The sequence below is a fragment of the Bacillus sp. FSL K6-2944 genome (assembly GCF_038005385.1).
Lineage (GTDB): Bacteria > Bacillota > Bacilli > Bacillales > Bacillaceae_G > Bacillus_A > Bacillus_A cereus.
Genome location: NZ_JBBOTE010000001.1, coordinates 1,034,797 through 1,054,829, shown reverse-complemented (window position 1 = coordinate 1,054,829; position 20,033 = coordinate 1,034,797). Strand labels below are relative to the sequence as shown.

Sequence of the window (20,033 nt, the reverse complement as noted above, 5' to 3'; positions counted from 1 at the left end):
CACCCACCTTACTAATCAATTCAGATTCCTATTCATTATGTAAACTTTTCAGTTTTAAACTATAAAAAAAGAACCGATTAACCACACTAATCAGTTCGTCATGACGCTCTCTTATGGGTTAATACTGTCAATTGCTAAAATAAATAGAAAAATGAAGTTTACAAATTCATCCTACAGCCTATAACACAAAACCTTTTCATAACTTCATTCACAATTACTATCGGGATATCCCTATCCCGAAGTGGCACTCCTTTCCTCAGATTCAAAGTATCTTTCCTTTATAATTTATGTAGGACAATTATCACTTTGTATGTGTATTTGCCTATAATTAAAAAAATCCCTAGTTTTCTAGCGATTTTTGGACATGTATTCAATATGTTAATTGAAATGCACTTTCAATTTGGCATTTATTTTACTTTCGTACAGTCATATGTACTGCTTTACTCTGCGAAATTCTCGTAAGCACCAGCACCTCTTTATGAAAACATATTTGTTGTCAATTTTTAATTTTCCCTTTATAAAATCATTTTTTTGCATAACCGCTTTCTTGCTTCGCATATAGTTTTAATGATGACAAAGGAGGAATGTTCATGTCTCAATCTGAAATCGAAAAATATGGACAAGAAGTTACACAATACGAACAACTCGCACGTTACTATCAGTTTCGTAATCCTAAAAAATATATAGAATTATATATGAAATATTACGATGCACTATCAAAACTTGTACAGGCGTATGAAACAAGAGACTCACAAGAAGCTGCTTTACCGTCACATATAAGAATTTTTCATGCCGATCCAAATATACCAGCGGTTGACATTTTAGTAAACGGACAAAAGGTTATTAAAAATATTTCATTTAAGCAATTCAGCCCTTATTTATCATTAGTGCAAGGTAAATACCGTATAGATATTGTTCCTGTCGGAAATGAAACTCCAATCTTTTCAGCGTTGGTACCAATAATGGGAAATCATACTTATACTCTTGCTGCAATAAATAGTGATAATCACCTACAATTACAGCCTATACTTGATAATACACATTTACCAGCTGGTCAAGCCAAAATACGGTTTGCACATTTCTCTCCAGATACCCCTGTTGTAAACGTAGATTTAAAAGATGGGGATCATTTATTTGAAAATGTACTCTTTAAACAAATAACAGATTTTTTGCAAGTTAGCCCTGGTACAGCAGATATTGAAATTTCACTAGCAGATAATAAAAACGTTTTATTGACTATACCAAAATTCAATGTTGAACCAAATGTTATTTATACAATTTCAATAGTAGGTTATTCAACTAAAGATCCTAAATTAGAAGCCGTTATACTCACAAATTAAAACAGTCTACACCATTCATTTGGTGTAGACTGTTTATTTTTGAAATGCAATTTGAAATTCTGTCCAATCGTTATCTGATCGACACATAATGGATCCATTATGTTTTTCCACAATTTGTTTACATACAAATAATCCAATACCAGTTCCTAACTTTTTAGTAGTTACAAATGGTTCAAAAATCGTTTCTACATTTTCAGCTGGAATCATTGGTCCATTATTTTTTATCACAATTCGAATAGCTTGATCTTCTTCAAATACATCAATGATAATTTTTCGTTCTTCTTTCATTGATTCAAGAGCATCAATTGAATTCATTAATATGTTTAAAAATACTTGTCTCACTTCACTCCGATAACCAACAAGCGGAATTGGATACGGTAAATTCTTTTCAATCAAAACATTCGCATTGACCAAACTCGGATATAAGAATTGTATAATGTCTTGAAACAAGTCATTAAGCCAAAACCGTTCCGATTCATTCCACATTTCTTTTTTCGATACGAGTAAAAATTGCGAAATACGAAAATTTAATTGATCTAATTCATGCGAAATAATATCTAAATACGATAAACTCGGATGATCCGCCTTTAATAATTTAACAAACCCCATAATGGAAGTAAGCGGATTACGAAATTCATGTACAAAACTAGCTGACATTTGCCCTAAAATCGTCAGCCTTTCTTTATGTGTTTCGTTAATATATTGCTGTTTTTCCTCTAAATTCTTCGATATAATTTCCGAGTATTTTAAAACGGTATAATAAATTAATTTGTCAAAACAAGTATGTATTTTTGCCATAATTGGTTTCAATTCACGAGCGCTAACATCTAATTCACACATCGCTTCGAAAAGTTCATTTCTTCCCACGTTTGCGTTATAAACAAAATCTCCAATATTCGCATCTGCTCCAGCACGTTCAATAGCAATTTTCTCACATAACGGTTGAAGATAATTTATATCTTTATCTTCCATAGTAAGTTCGATAATTAACTCTAGTAAATCCTCTCCATTTTGAACTACTTCTAGTTTAAATGGATCTTTTTCGGAAATTATCATTTTGTTTTTCCAGTTCTCTACGAATTGGTGCCTATTGTTTTTCAAGTGTGAACAAAATATTTCTTTAATATCCTTATCGATTGGAAAAACCTCCATTCCCTCCATTTCCATACGACGAATACCCTTTATATTTTGAATATTAACACAAAAAATACGATTCGTTAATAGATTTTTGTCACATTTTGTTAATTTCTGTTGATAAAATTATTTTTTCTTTCTTATTTAACTAATTGTATACAAATCCCCTTTTTCCTTCACATATTTTCATTATTTCCGTAGTCAAAACGACTTTTTTTTGCATCATTTTTAATTCTTGCGTACAATAGAAAATGAAAGGTGTGAAAAATATGGTAAATAAAAATGTGGAAGATTATCTCCAAGAAGGCATTTACGGCCAAAAGCAAAACAAACCAGAAGAACGTAATATGTATTTAACTACATTACGTGAGCGTGTGGAAATCGCTTTAACAATCGGTCAAGTAATGCAAAGTAATGTATACTCTGAAGTGGCGGGTAGCATGCGCTCTTCTCAATCATTACAACTCCTCCTAAATGGTGGCATTGCTTACCCACATTTATCAAAATACATTAAATTAGCAAACGAAAAAAATGTTCCTTTTACAATTGTTCAAAATAAAGATACAAAAACACCAATCGGTTTAGTATTAACTCATGCTACTGCTATAGATAAAGAACGAATTTATGTAGAAGATACTATTTTCAAACAAGAAATGAAGTAAAAGTTACACTTAATTAAATAGTTACTAGAAGCGTAAAAAACGAGTATGGAATCGTAAACATTTCCTACTCGTTTTTTAGTGCAAGTTTTAAGTTTTTCCACTTTATTTTTTAATACATACTAATTTCATTTCTGTCATTTCTTCTATTGCATATTTAATTCCTTCGCGTCCCGTGCCACTTTCTTTCACACCACCATAAGGCATATGATCTACTCTGAACGTTGGAATATCATTAATCATGACACCACCAACCTCTAGCTCATCAATTGCACGCATTGCTTTAAATAAATTATTTGTAAATACTCCTGCCTGTAAGCCGTAACGCGAATTATTTACTTGCTCAATCGCTTCATCAAATTCTTTAAATGTATTTACTGTCATGAGTGGACCGAATACTTCTTGGCACTGCACAGATACATGATCTGGAACATTTGTTAATACAGTCGGTTCAAAAATTCTTGCATCCTGCTTCTTACCACCACATAAAACAGTTGCTCCTTCCTTAATTGCTTCTTGAACCCACATATCAATTCGCTCTACATCTTTTTTTGAAATTAAAGCTGATACATCCGTTTCCTCAAGCAATGGATCACCAACAACAACTGATTCCATCGCTTTCTTTAGCTTTGAGAGAAATTCATGTATTTTCGTTTCATGTACAAAAACACGTTGTACTGAAATACAAACTTGCCCATTATTAACAAATGCTCCCCATTTTACACGTTCAATTATTTCATCTGTTAACTCTACATCTTCATCAATAATAACAGCAGCATTTGAGCCTAGTTCTAACGTAACTCGTTTTAGCCCAGCCTTTTGTTTTATTCCGATTCCAACTTTTGGACTTCCGGTAAAAGTAATAGAAGCAACGTAATCATTTTTGACGATTGCCTCACCAACCGTGGGGCCAGGGCCAGAAATGATATTTAAAGCTCCATTTGGCAATCCTGCCTCTTCAAATAACTCAACTAATGCATAAGATGATAATGGCGTTTGATCAGCTGGCTTTAATACAACTGTATTTCCGGCAGCGATTGCTGGTCCAACTTTATGCGCTACTAAATTTAATGGGAAATTAAATGGTGTAATAGCCCCTATAACCCCAATCGGCTTTCGGATTGTATATGCAATACGCCCATCTGCACCAGGTGCGGCGTCTAATGGCAATGTCTCACCATATATACGCTTCGCTTCTTCAGCTGCAAATTTGTATGTTTGAACAGTACGATCTACTTCTCCCCTTGCAGCACGTATTGGTTTTGCAGCTTCTTTTGCAATAATCTCTGCAAATTCTTCTCTTCTTTCATCCATTTTTTGTGCAACTTTCTCTAAAATAGTCGCACGATCATATGCAGATAATGTATTCATTTTTGTCATTGCATTTTTTGCAGCGGTAACAGCCTCTTTTACATCTTCTTCCGTGCCTTGTGCAATTTCCGCTAATGTTTCTTCAGAATATGGTGCGTATAATGGTTTATACGTGTTTACAGATTTCCAATCTCCATTTATATATAAATGCTTTTTCATACTTCTTCTCCTTCCAAATATATGTATACAACAATACTTCACCTAGTGAAAGGTTTGACTTATGTCATTGTATCATAGCCCTTATCCCTCAAAAAACATTATGCTCAAAAAAACTCTGCTATATAGCAGAGTTTACGAGCTAATTTGCTCTTGTAACGAAATTTGTTTTTCATCTTCTAAAATAACAATCGATTCTACTATCTTTGTAACTTCTAATCTTTTTATATAATGTCCATCTAATTCTTTCACACAAAACTTATAATTTTCAATTTCAATGGAATCCTCTTCAGCAATCTCTATATTCTTCGTTAAAATCCAACCACCGATTGTATCAACACCATCATCATCAATCCCTAAACCAAATAACGTATTCACTTCACTAACAAGTACTTTTCCCTCTAGTATCGTCTTCGTTTCACTAACTTGTTGAATTTCTGGCTGCTCATCCGTATCAAACTCATCCTGAATATCTCCAACAATTTCTTCCAAAATATCTTCAACAGTAACAAGTCCAGATGTCCCACCATATTCATCTATCAATATAGCAATATGTGTTCTTTCTTTTTGCATTTTTAAAAACAAATCATGAATTGGAATAGAATCGATAACTAAAATAATTGGTCTCATATATTGCTCTACTGTCTTCTTATTAACAGCTTTATGTTGTACAAACTCAGTAAAAATATCTTTAAAATTCACAAAACCTATTACGTGGTCTTTGTCGCCATCAACAACTGGATACCTTGTATATTTTTCGCGAGACATTTTTTGCAAAGCTTCTTCAGCAGGCATTTCTTTACTTATAATATTCATTTCAGTTCGAGGTACCATTATTTCTTTTGCAATCCGATCATCAAATTCAAAAATTTTATTTACATATTTATATTCAGATTGATTAATCTCACCATTTTTATAACTTTCTGAAACTAACAACCGTAATTCTTCTTCTGAATGAACCTCATCATGCCCCTTCGGCGGTTTCAGCCCTAGCAGCTTCGTAATGATTCGAGCTGAACCATTTAATAGCCAAATGAATGGGAATGCAATACGATAAAAGAAAATTAACGGCTTAGAAACAAGCAAACTCACTTGTTCAGATTTTTGAATTGCAAATGTTTTTGGGGCCAATTCCCCTATTACAACATGTAAAAAAGTAATTAACAAAAATACTAAAGTTACAGCAAAAATGTCTGCTAGTTGAGTAGAGATATTCCAATTTGCAAAAAGCGTATCAAACATTTGCTTTAACGCAGGTTTACCAAACCACCCAATTCCTAAAGCTGTAACAGTAATTCCTAACTGACAAGCAGATAAATATTCGTCTAAGTTTGTAATGACTGTTTTGACCGATGTTGCACGATTATTTCCTTCTGCAATTAAATAGTCAATTCGTGAACTTCTCACTTTAACAATTGCAAATTCTGCTGCAACGAAAAATGCCGTTAAGGCAATTAAAACAATCACTATACTTATACTATATATGTCCAAATACTTTTCCTTACTTACTTTGTAAGCAAGGAAGCCACCTCCTACTTAATTTTATTCAAGTGAAGTAAGCATTCTAATACTCTAACAAAATTCTACATTAGCAACCACCTTTTTATATATTATATGCATACATAAAAAAGATATTTATCATTATGATAATCTAATTCATTTACACTCGTCAAATTATTCTAAATGTTGCGATAAGACATTTTTATTTAAAAGAACTATTCTCCTCAACTCAATTTCGTGAAAAAACACTTTCTTTGCCGATTCCACACTTCTTTTGTCGCACTAGAAGGGAACTTACTTCATAGCTCGAAATCATTCAACAGGATATATATAGGAGGGATTATTTTGGAATATAAAACACCATTTATCGCAAAGAAATTAGGTGTTAGCCCAAAGGCTGTTGTCCGGATCGCGCAACAATTAAATCTTACGATAGAGAAAAACAAATATGGCCACTTTATTTTCACACAAGAGGATGTCGATCAAATGTTAGAACACCATCGATTTCAAATAGAGCAATCTCAAAATTCTCAATCTACTCAAAAGGCTTCCTCAAATGAAGTTGAGGAATTAAAAACTCAAGTTAATACAATTGTTCAAAACATATCATCGAATGATTTTGAGCAATTAGCTAATCAATTAAACACTATTACGAGAAGACTTGATCGAATGGAAGAACAAATGCAAGATAAGGCAAATGATGTCGTCACGTACCAACTTTTACAACACCGTCGTGAAATGGAGGAAATGTTAGAGCGAATTCAAAAGTTAGAAGCTGCCCTAACGAAAGAAGAACCCATTTATATTACTCCGGATTCAAAACCAACATATGAACGAGAAAAGAAACCGAAGCGCCGCAAAATGATTTTTAGTATATTTGGATTATAATTTTTAGACCCTTATTAAAATAATAAGGGTCTTTTTTAATGAACGGTTATATCCTATACAAATATTATTCTCTTTATTATACATATTCACTTCGCTTTATTTCGTTAACATAATATTTTTACTGTATTCTGTAATTAATGCCTGTGCATGAGCATTCCCTTGAATCACATCACGAAATTCTTTTAAAGAATACAAATGCGTAACCCCTTTTCGAGCATGAATTCTTACTGGTACACCTTGTAAAGTATCATGAAACTGAAAAGGATTATCTATTGGTTCAATTGGAAAACCAAGTGTAAGTAAATACATATACATTCTTTTTGTTACTGCTGCAATGTACCATTCAGCTTTTGTTTCTAACGCATGTATAAATAAAATAGCTGTTAGCCTTTTGAAATGTCCTCTTCCACGAGACGTTTTCGAAATACTTAACTTGCCTATTTCATATACATTCTTCAAATCTTTTACTAAATCATTTTTAGAAAACGGATAGAAAAACTCAGAATTCGATTGTTCAGGTACCGTATACTTAATACATTCTACTGTACCAATAGGATGTTCATCTTCTATTAATAAAAATCGTGATGGATTTAAATTACGTTCTACGAACATTAAGTTTCTTTCTTCACAAAAATCTCCCCATAGTTGCTCGAACCCAAAATGTTCTTCCTTTGTTTGAACACGCTGGAACATATTTAACCGCCTTTCCCATCGCCGCTCTGTTTTTTGATAACGCTTTCACTATCTATCATATAAGAACAAATCTTCGTATGCAACTAAAAATATTTATGACTTATTATATTCTGCAAAATGAATTAGATTCCAATTTAATCGACTTTTATCCCGCGCTCACATTCCTTTTAATAACACATTTGTAGCACTTTTCAAATCTAAATTACACTACGTTTCTTTCCATACAGCATATAATTCTTCTTAATCTAAAGAAATCCTTTATGAAAAAGGATTTCTTTTACTTCTTAATGCTTTTTAGCCATTTTTCAAAAATTTGTACCATCCCATGTTTTCCAGCTAATTTCTCTTCCCCTTGTTTCGTCTTATATGGATATAACTGCAAGAAAACACCGCATCCAGATTCAATTTTTTTACTATGCATATGGCTTCCTGGATATACACAAATGACTTCATAAATTGACCTTCGATAATAGACTCGCTTTCCATCCTGTTCTTCTACATACTTTATAGACCAGTACTTATACATTTGCTCAGTTGCTTTCGTATTTCCGACGTGCTGAAAAATATTGTACATTGGACTATACTTCACTTCAATAATAATAGAAGATTTATATACGTATTTCCCATCTTCTTTTACATAACAGTCTAAGCGAATATCTGGCTTCTTCGTATCCTCACCATTGTAAAAATTACTACCTTTACTTAATGCAATAAGAGGATGTGTTTCAATTAAGTCATTAAATGCGACATGCACCTTTATATCATCTCGTTCTAAAACTACTGTCGTTCCATCTTGTAATCCATCTACATAAAAATGTTCTTGTATTTGTTCACGGATGGAGTTTCTAGCCTCAAAACCAATTTGCTCTAAAAGTGAAATAACGATAAAAAAAGCGTAATATTCATACACTAAAAACGTTGGCTTATAAACAAATAATAATGATGGAGATTGATCCGTATATTGCGGGAGTACTTCTAAATGATGTAGTAATTGTTGATGTGGTATCGATAAATCATGTAAGTTCATGTTACTTGTTTCAGTAACTTCCCTCCAAAATGAAGAGTGCATTAACATTTGAAAGTATTGTACATTTTCATGCACAATATGCGCCAATATTTTATATTCTTGTATTTTCATTGAGCTCTTTCGTAAATCGGCTTCTTTTAGTAAATGTATATTTTTATATTTTTGCTTCTCTCTATCGGTTACTGATCCATTACGCTCAATTGTTTGTATAATCGTTTTTACAGCTTGAAACTCTTCTGATTTTTTCTTTTTTTCTCTTTCTAATATTTCAATTGTTTGACGTAAAAAACTTTTAGCTTCAATTAAATAATGATAAAATTGCATCGCTTTATATTTAAGAAATGCATTTTCCTTACTATTTTTTTGTTCCATAAACTTACGATTATAATGTTTGGCATAAGGTTTTCGTTCTGCCACTATAGTTCCTTTTCTTGTTGGCTTTCGCTCTTTTCCTTCCCATTTATATTCATTTATAAATTTTGAGCTTGATTCTATTTTCTTAAAGATTTGCTTTATCATTTTCATTTTTTGCGGTAACTTTCTAAGTAACACTAAATAAGAAGAATCCTCAATATCGCTAAGTGCAGAGAAGGTTTTTTTATAGTAACCTCTATCCAAAATCAACTCATTTAAAATTGACTTCACATAGTCTTGAATCATTTCAAATTGATCATCAAAAAAGTTTTTCGGTACGATTTGAAATGCGCCATAATACGTTGTATCTTCTATACGCACTTCAAAATGGTATAGACCACAGCGCCATGGATAAAAGAATTCTGTTTTCCCGTGTTCATATATTAATACTCTTTGTTTTTTTTCATTTATTTCATATTGAGCCTCTTTTATATTTTTCTGTCCCTCATATACTTTATTCCATATAAAAGTAATATTCATTGGGATTTCATAATTGTACTGCAATCTTATTGGTTTTAATTCTTGTACTTTATAAATACATTGAACTAATGCTGTAGTAGATGTACAAAGACGATTTAATAAAATATAATCTCCTTTCCCCTCATTTCCAATGATTAACTTTAATACAAAAGGGAGCGTTTCATTCGTATCAACGATTTTTGTTTCATAACGCCCTTCATTTTGCATATCCATACAACTCCAGTTCTCTACGTTTTTCTCGTATATATGCTAAAGAGTGTTCAAATGTAGATACTCTGTTTGCAAGTGTAGATTGCAAAAGAGGTACTAAGGTCGCCCCCCTTTTTGCTTCTTCAGAAAGTAAAGGCCCAACCATCATTTCGGTCCCTCTGATTTTCGTCAATACACGCTGCTTTATTTGTAAATCAAACCCCTCTTCTCTACTAATCATATAGGTATGGTTATTTTGAAACGGTATGTTTTGCAAATAAGTCGCAATTGCATTTGCACATCGGAAAGAAATCCCCTTAGACGCGTCATGTGATGACAATACGACATGCAACTTATCTAATAGCTCTAATTCTTCTTCAGAAAACACTTCAATCATCGCTTTATTTCTCATCCAATTTATCCGAAATTCTCCCGCCGTTACTTTCAAAGGTGGATGTAATACGACTTTCCCCTGTTCCATGCCCATCTCACAAAACGGAATTTTCTGTAACGTTATTAGGTTCGTTCGGTCTAATAATCGATCAGAGAGCTCTTTCGTTGTTTCATCAAAATTTACAGTACCTACAAATATAATATTTTCTCCAATTTCAATTGTTGATGGAATTGAATTCTCTATGTCCTGTACACCCTCATACAAGTTTAAAATACGATTTTTTGTTTCAAGTTCAAGAACAGATAGAAACGGAGTAAACCAATGCTCAATATGAGACATGTTCATTTCATCAAAAACGATTATATACAGTTGATTTGGATTTTCTTTCGCCTTCATTAACGTCCTAACTAACTTCGCTTCAGATTCAATAAAAGTACCATTTGGATGAAGGTAACCAAGTAAATCATGTGGTTCTTGATACGATGGCGAAATTGGAATCCAAACCAACTCTTCCCCATACTGTAACCCTAATGCTTCTGCATAAGTTTGCACAAAACGTGATTTCCCAACGCCCGGTATACCACCAAGAATCGTTAACATATTTGTTTTTACACTTATATGGAAATTATAAATATCCGTTTCATCCAAATATAACCCTTTATTATGCACCATACTTTGTACATACTGTAAAAAGGACGATTCACGCTCATCCCATTCCCATTCATCTTTTTGTATTTTTATATCCTCTACTTCAACTAGCTTACCTTCTTCATGCATTCGTTTTTTTAATTGCTCATATACATAATCACTTACAAAATATAATTGATCTTCTACCGCTATTTCTACATACTTCGTCCAGTCACTGCAGTTTATATATTTACATTCACGTTTCTGTTCAAAATAGGCGATTGAGCTAATTGATGACTTTAGGGATATGTTTCCGTACAGTCTTCCATCGTGCCACAATAATTCGGGAGGCTCAAAGTCTTTCGGAAATTTTGGCATAAGAAATGATAAATAACCGTTGCTAAGTTTTCGCTCTAAAGATTCTCTTTTTTTATGATTTGTAACTTTAGGTGCCGGAATCATTTTATAGCTGCTTGCTATTTCTTTCGGTTCTTCTGTACATATTAACTCCACGTATACATTTCCTCTTTCATAATAAAGACGAAACATTACTAATTGCTTTTCTAATTTCCTCTTCTTTAATTCCGAAAAAATTTTTTCATTCTTTTTATTGCTACATAACCCTTCAAATACATATGGTTCATTTATAAATTGTTCCTGTAAAGTGAATGGTATTGGCGATAAGCATTGTACAAAAAAATTCTCTCCACTCTTCTCTTTCTCAGCTTTTGTAAATTTCCCTAAAAATCTCATATAGTACATTCGTTTTATAAAACTTGGCTGAAGAGCTTTATGTAATTTCACCTTAGTCACCTTCTTTTTTCATACTATTCTTAGTGTATGAAAGAAACGAAAAACTAGAAATAAAAAACCTGACGTTATCCGCCAGGTTCAAAATAAAAACTTATATTAATGAGAAGGAAATGCTTTTTTCTCTTGTAAAATTGCATTATGAGCAATTTTCATTTTCGCAAGTACGTAACGTAATCGATCTTCAGCGTTTTCATCTTTACTTATTTGTAATTCCGCCAAATTTTCAACAGAACTTGCTAAATTTTCAATGACTCCTCTTAGTTCAGGATGATGATTAAAAAAAGATTCTTGCACTAATACTTTCCTTAACTCACTAGCTAAATCAATTATTCTAGACAACTGTTCTTTTTCTTCCATTCTCATCCCTCCTGAATATCTTATGTAGTAAATATTCTCTAAACAAAGAAAAAAGCCCTTTAAATGAAAAGGACTTTTTACATTTTTATATTTCCAGTTAATAACATATATATTGATGTGATAGCCGCAACAATAATTGCCCACATCACATACTTCTCTGCACCTACAAAGCAACGGTTCCCTTGTTCTTTTCTTGCAAACGTGTAAACAATAATTCCAATTCCATACACAATTGAAACGAGTAGTAAATTCTTTAAACCAGCTGCATAAAGAAGCCATACAGAGTAAATAGAAGCAATTAAAGCTAACGCTCCGTTTTTTAATTTAGCGTCTTTTAGTTCGTTTGTAATGACTAATTTAAATTGGAATAACGCTGATAATAAATATGGTAATAAAATTGATGTTGATGCAATGAAATACATAATTTGATATGTTGATTCCGAAAACAAAACGATGATAAATATAATTTGGGCAACACCATTTGAAATCCATAATGCCATGTGCGGTGTTTGCTTCTTATTTGTTTTCGTAAAGACTTTCGGAAATACGCCATCTTTTCCTGCTACATGAGAAATTTCAGAAACAAGTAAAAACCAGCCAATTAATGTACCGACAAGTGAAGCAACTAATCCGATGTTAATCGCAACTGCACCCCATGGACCAACAACGTGCTCTAATACATGTCCCATGGACGGAGTTTCTAACACAGAAAGTTCGCCTCTTGTCATAGCTCCCATTGACAGGACAGAAATTAAAATATAAATGGACATTACTAAAATAAGTCCCAATACTGTTGCCTTACCAACATCTCGACTATTCTTCGCTCTTCCAGATAATACAACCGCTCCTTCAACTCCAATGAAAACCCAAAGTGTTACAAGCATTGTATTTTTCACTTGACCAAGTATAGCGGAAAGTGAGATCGTTCCTTCTCCCCAAAAATCATGTGTAAATGTGTCCCAGCGAAAGGCTGTTACCATTACAACAATAAATAAAACGATTGGAACTAACTTCCCTATTGTTGCGATCACATTCATAATAGAAGCTTCACGGATTCCAAATAAAATTAAAAAATGAAGTGTCCATAATAAAAGTGATGCCCCAACGATAGACGCAACATTATTTCCTCCTTTGAAAATTGGAAAGAAATAACCTAATGTACTAAACAGTAACATAATTGTTGCGACATTACCTAAGATTCCTGCTAGCCAATATCCCCAAGCACTATTAAATCCAATATATTCACCGAAACCAGCACGTGCATAACTATAAATTCCACCTTCAAGTTCCGGTTTTTGTCTTGCTAACGTTTGATATACGAGCGCAAGTGGAATCATTCCCATCGCTGTAATACACCAGCCAATTATTATTGCACCACTGTTTGCTCCTACTGCTAAATCATGCGGTAAACTAAAAACACCGCCACCAACCATTGTTCCAACTACTAATGCGATTAATGGAAAAAATCCTAACTTCTTTTCTATTTGTACCACCCCATCTGTCATTCTAGGTGTTATGTTCGTTCAACTATTAAAGTCACCTTTTTCTCTAATAGACGTTTCTCTTATATTTTTTCAGGAAAACATTACTTATTCTAAAAGAAAATGAGCAAAAATGGAATACTTTTTTGAAAAAATGTATAAGTATGCACAAAAAAACCGCTCATTTTGTAATGAACGGTCATTTCAAACATATAAATTTGTATATTTCTTGTAAATTTAACGAAGTAACTTCTCTTTTTGTAAAAATTGTTTTGCGACTTCTTCACTACTTTTACCATTTACGTTAACTTCATAATTCATTTTTCGCATTTCTTCATCTGTAATCTTTCCAGATAATTTATTTAATACCTTTTCAAGTTCAGGATATTTCTGTAACGTTTCTTTTCTTAATAATGGTGCTCCTTGATAAGGTGGGAATAACCCTTTATCATCTTTCAGCACTTTCAGTCCGTATTGCTCCAATTCACTATCTGTTGAATATGCATCAATTACGTTAACATCTCCAGATTCAATTGCGCTATAACGCAGCTTCGGCTCCATCGTTTTAACATTCGAGAACTTATAGTTATATAATTTTTGCATTCCTTTATAACCATCTTCACGATCAGCAAATTCCAATGTAAATCCTACTTTGGCTTCCTGTGCAACATTCCCTAAATCAGAAATTGTATTTATATTCTTTTGATCTGCTATTTTTTTCGGCATAGCTAGTGCATATGTATTGTTATACTCCATTGGCTTCAACATAATCATATTATATTTCTTTTCCATTCCAATGCGAGCCTGCTCATATACTTCATCACGATTTGTACTCTTTGGTTCTTCTTTCACGAAAGTAGATAAAGCTGTTCCTGAAAATTCTGGGTATATATCTACTTCCCCTGATTTCAACGCTTCAAATACAAATGCTGTTTTTCCAAGACCTGGTTTTAATTGTACGTGTAAATCTGTATCTTGTTCAATAAGCTGCTTATACATTTGAATTAAAATTTCAGGTTCTGATCCAAGTTTGCCCGCAATAACAATATCTTTCTTTTCTGTACTCCAAAGAAATGGAGAAGCAATCATTATACAAACAATACATATCGTCAATATAACACGCTTAGAAGAGCGTTTCGGTCGTTCAAGTATGCGAAGTACTATATCAAAGAATAAAGCGAGTAACGCGGCTGGTACGGCCCCTAAAATGATAAGTGCATGATCATTTCGATCTATACCTAATAGTATAAGCTTACCGAGCCCACCAGCACCAATGAGAGCTGCTAATGTAGCCGTTCCAACAATTAATACCATCGCTGTACGAATACCGGCCATAATGATAGGCAATGCAAGAGGAAGTTCTACCTTCCACAATCTTCTCCAACTATTCATCCCCATAGCTTTCGCGGCTTCTATTAGAGATTCATCTAATTCCCTTATTCCTGTATATGTATTTCGTAAAATAGGTAATAGTGCATACACAACTAATGCGATAATCGCTGGAAGTTTTCCGATTCCTACTAATGGAATTAATAGTCCGAGTAATGCAAGTGATGGCACTGTCTGCATTACTGCAGAAGTTCCTATTATAAATTCAGCCATTCGTTCTTTTCTTGTTAATAAGATGCCAAGTGGCACCGCTATAATTACTGCAAAAAATAATGAAATAAGCGATATTTGTAAATGCTCACTTAATGCAGTTAGTAATTCTATTTTTCGTTCTTGGAACGTTTGTATAAAATTAGTCACTGTTTAGCCTCTTTCCTTCATTTGTTCAACAATGTAATTGACAATATGACGACTTGTTAACGCTCCAATATATTGACCGTTTTTTTCAACTGGAACGACCTCCTCATCACGCACACGAACTAACGCTTCTTGTAAAGAAGAATGTAATGATAGCGCCTGCCCTTCTAATTGCACACTTTGATCAAGCGGCAATACATCTGCTATACTTTTCCCCTGATACCAAGTTCGTCCGCGATTTCCAATAAACTCCTCTACAAATTCATTTTTCGGATTATGTATAATTCCTTCTGGTGTATCTAGTTGAACAACTTTTCCTTCTTTCATAATACAAATGCGATCTCCAAGTGATAATGCTTCTTGCATATCATGTGTTACAAATACGATTGTTTTTTGAATCTTTTTTTGCAACTGTACAATATCCTTCTGAAGCTGTTCCCTACTTAATGGATCTAACGCACTAAATGGTTCATCCATAAGAACGATTTTCGGGTTTGCAGCTAATGCTCGCACGACACCGACACGTTGTTTTTGTCCTCCTGACAATTCATCAGGCATACGATTTCGATAAATATCCGGATCTAATCCAACCATATGTAACAATTCATCGACGCGTGCTTTAATTTCTTTTTTGCTCCATTGCCTCATTTCAGGAACAATTGCAATATTTTCAGCAATTGTCATATGAGGAAACAAAGCAATCTGTTGCAACACGTATCCTATATCCCAACGTAATTCGTTTATATTATATTGTTGAATATCTTTTCCATCGATTAAAATCGATCCTTCAGTCGTTTCGATTAAACGATTAATCATCTTCATTATCGTTGTTTTCCCGCATCCACTCGGACCGATGAGAACAAAAAATTCTCCCTTTTTAATTTCTAAATGCAATGAATCCACTGCTTTCGTGCCATCTTCATACGATTTTGACACATGATTAAATTGAATCACAAATACAACTCCTTTAATGTTGTTTCCTTTATTTTGATGGAATATGGCATTCATTTCAAATGATACGCTTTTAAATTAAAAAAGAGCTCACATTTGAGCTCTAACGGTCGAACAATATTGTTTTCATAATAGCAGCATATTCGCGAACATACATTTTTCTCTTAGAACGAATTGGTGTTTCAGCAGCTAGTGCCTCCATCTTCATGCCTAAACGCTTTGCAATTATTTTCGTTCGATATAAATGATACGTATTACTTACAACTACTGCATGTTTCACATTATATAAATCCATACTAAACTTTAAGTTTTCATACGTATTTGTAGATTGATCTTCTATTAAAATACGACTCTCATCTATACCGTGTACCATTAAATAGTTTCTCATGCTGTGAGCTTCCGGTATATCTTCATCTTCTCCTTGACCACCTGAAACAATTACTTTCGCTTCAGGATGGGAAAATAAATACTCCACCGCTACATCCAAACGATTTTGAAGAGATAAAGACGGTCTATCTCCAAATAACTTTGCACCCAGTATAAGAACGTACGGAGAGTGATAGCTCAACTTTTCACGAGCAACTTTGTTCATTCTAAACGTCATATAAATGATGTATAGTGGCGGTAATAATAAAATGATAAGAAAGATCCATTTGTTCATAAATAAGTTTGCACTCCCTTTCTTTTTATTATACAGAAAAAGAAAGGGCGGCAGAAGTGTTTTTTAAACGATTGATTTATTAGAAACATTCGCCGCTACTTTACGTTGTGATAGTACATAATAAATAGCGATTCCTAATGAGAAGATCAATATGCAGCTTAATACGTAAAACGGAAGCATTACTCCGGCTTTAGATACACCCGCTGTAAACAGCATTAATAATACAATTCGTATTCCAGTACCAATTAGGCGAAATAAGCTGTCTACACGTCCCATTACTTCGTTTGGAATTTCCTCCATCATCAATACATTTCTCGCCACTCTTGTACCCGCATTTCCAACTGCATGAAAAATTGCAAGTCCATATAAGAAAATTACGGAAGGTTCAATAATCATTGCGGTAATTGAAATTACATAAATGAACATCGTCATAACGATTGAAACTTCTGTTTTTACATATTTCATTATGAGTGGAATACAGATTCCTGCAACAACCGCTCCGACACCGTACATCGTGCCCTCTATTGCGTATACAGAGGCATTGGCTTTAAGTATATCCGAAATATAAACTGGTATTAAATAATTTGCCATCATAACACCTATAAACGGCATATAAGTGGCCAGTAAGAACCAAAAGAGCTTAGGACGTTTTTTCATAAAGTGAATTCCTTCAAACAATTGCTTCTTAAATGTTATTTTTCTTTTCACTTCTTTTTTCTTTACGTACGGTATACATAAGAAAAGAAAAAATGCTCCAGCAAAAGTTAACATGTCTACTAACAAAATCCACTTCAAAGATACAATTTCAATTAAGAAGCTCGCAGCCGCTCCAGAAATAACTTGTGTTAACTGTCCTTGTATTTCCATCGTTCCACTTAAACTTTTATAATGTTCTGCTTGAAATATCTCTTGGTTGAACGCAAATATTGTAGGATAAAACAATAAATAGTAGAATGATCCGGCTATATAAATAAGAATATAGTGAATAGAATGATAAGGTTGCCCAGCAAATCCCCATATAACCATTATTCCGATTACGGCTATTCCGATTCCTTCGTTACATAGCAATAAAGATTTTCTTGAAAAACGATCAATACTTTGCCCAATGAATGGTGTTAATAAAAACATAATGAGGGTTGCAATGATAGAAACATAACCAAATGTTGTCTCTCCTCCACTCTCTTTAATTAACAGCCAAGGAATCGTTATCATAACAATTCCGGAACCAATAGCAGATAGACTATTGGCTCCTAGAATGTAATACAAGCGAGAATCATGATAAAGTGAGGACATATCATTCCACTCCTAGTTGTTTTTTCACCTCTTTATATACGCTCATATATGCTTTTAATTCTTTAACTACATCATGAATTAATGGTTTTGCATCTTCTCCAAGTTCACCATCTTGCACATGTAATCCATCAAGCACAACTTGTTTTGGAATTGCATTTGCATAAACACCTCTAGCGACCGTTCGCATGCTGTTTAATGCATTTATTCCACCTTTACCGCCACCAGCAACCGCTAACAATGCAACTGGTTTATGAATAAATTCACTACTACTTAAGTAATCTAAAGAGTTTTTCAGCGCACCGCTCATCGCATTATGATATTCTGGTGTACATAATACAACCCCATCCGCAGCTTTCACTAACGTTTTTAATTTTTTTACTGCCTCTAAATCACGTTGTGACTCTTCTCCATTGTATAAAGGTAACTCCTCAATTGCTAAATCATATAATTCCCCTTCAAATTGATCCGCAATATATTTTGCCACCACACGAGTTCGACCAAATTTTCTTGGTGTACCGTTAATAACGACTAGTTTCATGATTATTTCTCCCCTTTGTTTTCAAGTTCTACTTATATATTATCAGAAATTTCTATACAAAACACAATATAAAGAGTTAACTTGTTTCATAAAATAGTATGATAAACAAAAAAGAACTCATACTTTCGTATGAGTTTTGTACAATTACTTTGTTTCATCTCTCATGCTCAATGTACCTAAACTTTCATTAGCTTCAAAATGATTATATGCTTTTTCCGCTAATCTTTTCCGTTCTTCTGGTAATTCTATATATTTCATTACGTTTTCAATTATTTTTTCGTACGGAGTAAACACAATTCCTGGCCACTCTACCTCATCTTCTGGATTACTATTTTCGGAAATAATAAATTTCTTATTTGCGACTGCATAAGACACGCGAGGTGTTTCAAGAATTCCTGATAAATAAAAATGAATATTTAATATAATTTTAGCTCTAGCAATCAATTCATTTCTAACAATTCCCCACGCATTATTTTTAAAAACTATATTTAAATTCGGGGCAATCGCTTTTAGATGATCAAAAATAGCTTGTCGCCTCGGATTAAGAGCACCTATAAACAGAATATCAATATCTTCAATAATTTCATCTTCAAACGCATCTTTTTTTATTTCCAAAGTTGGAGCATAGTTCATTTCTACATGTTTTATTTCTTTTCCTACCCCTTTTTGTTTAAGCCATTCTATATTTTGTTTACTATAATCCCAAATCACTCTATCTTTTAATAATATTAAATAAAGGGGATGCGCATATGGACTTCCTTCGTATAGCTGTTCTAAATTATAAACAATTGCATCTTTCGGAAGAAGGTTCGGGTTATATGCATATGTATGTGCTCCAAAAACAACTGTATTCTTTACATTTTCCAGTATTGTTTCTGATATAATTACTGTATTTCCCTCCTGCTCCAACCTCCACTTTAAAGCTCGCGCAACATCTATGAAACTACCGTATGTCTTTGGGCATATAAAAAGACAATAATCATATTCTTTATTCAAATAAACTTCCATTAATCTTAAATTATTTTTATATAGATCTACATCCGGATGTTTAAGTACCAACTCATTTGCATGTTTTCTTGCTACTTTATATAATCCAGCATAATAAGCAGCTATGCATCTTCTTAATTCGATTCTTTCCCGGTCCTCATCTAATACATCCATGTTTAAAAGAAGATTTGCGATACAATACGCTTTTAAATGATCACGATCATAATAATAGTCTAGTAGTGGCATCAATTCTTCATACGTATTTCCATGCACCGATTCTCCTAGTTCAATCGCCCATCGTATTAATTCCATGATTACTCCACTACTCCTTTAA

The 20,033-nt window shown here is 33.3% G+C and carries 17 protein-coding genes; 3 read left to right on the top strand and 14 right to left on the bottom strand.

All coding sequences use genetic code 11. The annotated features are described in order from the left end of the window. Positions 1-590 precede the first annotated feature (590 nt). Positions 591-1,340 carry a DUF4397 domain-containing protein gene (locus MHH55_RS05480; protein WP_000083284.1) on the top strand — a complete coding sequence of 250 codons (750 nt, stop codon included), beginning with the start codon at positions 591-593 and terminating at the stop codon, positions 1,338-1,340. 33 nt (positions 1,341-1,373) lie between these two features. Here the strand turns inward: MHH55_RS05480 and MHH55_RS05475 are convergent, their stop codons facing one another. Continuing rightward, entirely contained in the window at positions 1,374-2,507 is a 1,134-nt protein-coding gene (locus MHH55_RS05475) for a BA2291 family sporulation histidine kinase (RefSeq protein ID WP_000425086.1), read from the bottom strand. Between the two features lie 236 nt (positions 2,508-2,743). On the opposite strand from MHH55_RS05475, the gene MHH55_RS05470 reads away from it, so the two are divergent. Then, entirely contained in the window at positions 2,744-3,136 is a 393-nt protein-coding gene (locus MHH55_RS05470; RefSeq protein ID WP_000247559.1) for a YueI family protein, read from the top strand. A 102-nt stretch (positions 3,137-3,238) separates the two neighbouring features. On the opposite strand, the gene MHH55_RS05465 is transcribed toward MHH55_RS05470, so the two are convergent. Further along, entirely contained in the window at positions 3,239-4,663 is a 1,425-nt protein-coding gene (locus MHH55_RS05465) for an aldehyde dehydrogenase family protein (RefSeq protein ID WP_000716455.1), read from the bottom strand. A gap of 132 nt (positions 4,664-4,795) precedes the next feature. Beyond that, a complete protein-coding gene (locus MHH55_RS05460; RefSeq protein ID WP_002164551.1) occupies positions 4,796-6,151 on the bottom strand; it encodes a hemolysin family protein in 1,356 nt (451 codons plus the stop codon). 354 nt (positions 6,152-6,505) lie between these two features. Here MHH55_RS05460 and racA point away from each other — a divergent pair, with 354 nt between their 5' ends. After that, entirely contained in the window at positions 6,506-7,048 is a 543-nt protein-coding gene (gene racA / locus MHH55_RS05455) for a chromosome-anchoring protein RacA (protein ID WP_000456023.1), read from the top strand. Between the two features lie 96 nt (positions 7,049-7,144). On the opposite strand, the gene MHH55_RS05450 is transcribed toward racA, so the two are convergent. From MHH55_RS05450 to MHH55_RS05400, 11 genes are all read right to left on the bottom strand, one after another. Beyond that, positions 7,145-7,741, bottom strand: a complete 597-nt coding sequence (locus MHH55_RS05450; protein ID WP_000487796.1) for a hypothetical protein — start codon at positions 7,739-7,741, stop codon at positions 7,145-7,147. Positions 7,742-8,018: 277 nt separating this feature from the next. After that, positions 8,019-9,869 (bottom strand): hypothetical protein, encoded by a 1,851-nt coding sequence (locus MHH55_RS05445; RefSeq protein WP_001178731.1) that lies wholly within the window; start codon positions 9,867-9,869, stop codon positions 8,019-8,021. Next, positions 9,859-11,676 (bottom strand): AAA family ATPase, encoded by a 1,818-nt coding sequence (locus MHH55_RS05440; RefSeq protein ID WP_000766194.1) that lies wholly within the window; start codon positions 11,674-11,676, stop codon positions 9,859-9,861. The genes MHH55_RS05445 and MHH55_RS05440 overlap by 11 nt, the downstream gene beginning before the upstream one ends. A 105-nt stretch (positions 11,677-11,781) precedes the next feature. Then, positions 11,782-12,042 (bottom strand): hypothetical protein, encoded by a 261-nt coding sequence (locus tag MHH55_RS05435; protein ID WP_000391445.1) that lies wholly within the window; start codon positions 12,040-12,042, stop codon positions 11,782-11,784. Positions 12,043-12,119: 77 nt separating this feature from the next. Then, positions 12,120-13,547 (bottom strand): basic amino acid/polyamine antiporter, encoded by a 1,428-nt coding sequence (locus MHH55_RS05430; protein WP_000129444.1) that lies wholly within the window; start codon positions 13,545-13,547, stop codon positions 12,120-12,122. A 213-nt stretch (positions 13,548-13,760) separates the two neighbouring features. Next, entirely contained in the window at positions 13,761-15,272 is a 1,512-nt protein-coding gene (locus tag MHH55_RS05425) for an ABC transporter permease/substrate-binding protein (protein ID WP_000181014.1), read from the bottom strand. 3 nt (positions 15,273-15,275) lie between these two features. Continuing rightward, complete coding sequence (locus tag MHH55_RS05420; RefSeq protein ID WP_078186543.1) at positions 15,276-16,223, bottom strand: ABC transporter ATP-binding protein; 948 nt, start codon at positions 16,221-16,223, stop codon at positions 15,276-15,278. A gap of 100 nt (positions 16,224-16,323) precedes the next feature. Next, positions 16,324-16,881 (bottom strand): YdcF family protein, encoded by a 558-nt coding sequence (locus MHH55_RS05415; RefSeq protein ID WP_001045715.1) that lies wholly within the window; start codon positions 16,879-16,881, stop codon positions 16,324-16,326. A 63-nt stretch (positions 16,882-16,944) separates the two neighbouring features. Next, complete coding sequence (locus MHH55_RS05410) at positions 16,945-18,174, bottom strand: MFS transporter (protein WP_000097165.1); 1,230 nt, start codon at positions 18,172-18,174, stop codon at positions 16,945-16,947. A 1-nt stretch (position 18,175) separates the two neighbouring features. Beyond that, positions 18,176-18,712 (bottom strand): NADPH-dependent FMN reductase, encoded by a 537-nt coding sequence (locus MHH55_RS05405; protein WP_000780355.1) that lies wholly within the window; start codon positions 18,710-18,712, stop codon positions 18,176-18,178. A 144-nt stretch (positions 18,713-18,856) separates the two neighbouring features. Continuing rightward, positions 18,857-20,011 carry a hypothetical protein gene (locus MHH55_RS05400; RefSeq protein ID WP_000420431.1) on the bottom strand — a complete coding sequence of 385 codons (1,155 nt, stop codon included), beginning with the start codon at positions 20,009-20,011 and terminating at the stop codon, positions 18,857-18,859. Between the last annotated feature and the right edge of the window lie 22 nt (positions 20,012-20,033).

Excerpts from the sequence above, each read along its gene's own strand:
- MHH55_RS05480 (WP_000083284.1), top strand. The coding sequence starts at position 591 with ATGTCTCAATCTGAAATCGAAAAATATGGACAAGAAGTTACACAATAC.
- MHH55_RS05475 (WP_000425086.1), bottom strand. The coding sequence starts at position 2,507 with ATGGAAATGGAGGGAATGGAGGTTTTTCCAATCGATAAGGATATTAAA.
- MHH55_RS05470 (WP_000247559.1), top strand. The coding sequence starts at position 2,744 with ATGGTAAATAAAAATGTGGAAGATTATCTCCAAGAAGGCATTTACGGC.
- MHH55_RS05465 (WP_000716455.1), bottom strand. The coding sequence starts at position 4,663 with ATGAAAAAGCATTTATATATAAATGGAGATTGGAAATCTGTAAACACG.
- MHH55_RS05450 (WP_000487796.1), bottom strand. The coding sequence starts at position 7,741 with ATGTTCCAGCGTGTTCAAACAAAGGAAGAACATTTTGGGTTCGAGCAA.
- MHH55_RS05445 (WP_001178731.1), bottom strand. The coding sequence starts at position 9,869 with ATGCAAAATGAAGGGCGTTATGAAACAAAAATCGTTGATACGAATGAA.
- MHH55_RS05435 (WP_000391445.1), bottom strand. The coding sequence starts at position 12,042 with ATGGAAGAAAAAGAACAGTTGTCTAGAATAATTGATTTAGCTAGTGAG.
- MHH55_RS05430 (WP_000129444.1), bottom strand. The coding sequence starts at position 13,547 with ATGACAGATGGGGTGGTACAAATAGAAAAGAAGTTAGGATTTTTTCCA.
- MHH55_RS05415 (WP_001045715.1), bottom strand. The coding sequence starts at position 16,881 with ATGAACAAATGGATCTTTCTTATCATTTTATTATTACCGCCACTATAC.
- MHH55_RS05410 (WP_000097165.1), bottom strand. The coding sequence starts at position 18,174 with ATGTCCTCACTTTATCATGATTCTCGCTTGTATTACATTCTAGGAGCC.
- MHH55_RS05405 (WP_000780355.1), bottom strand. The coding sequence starts at position 18,712 with ATGAAACTAGTCGTTATTAACGGTACACCAAGAAAATTTGGTCGAACT.
- MHH55_RS05400 (WP_000420431.1), bottom strand. The coding sequence starts at position 20,011 with ATGGAATTAATACGATGGGCGATTGAACTAGGAGAATCGGTGCATGGA.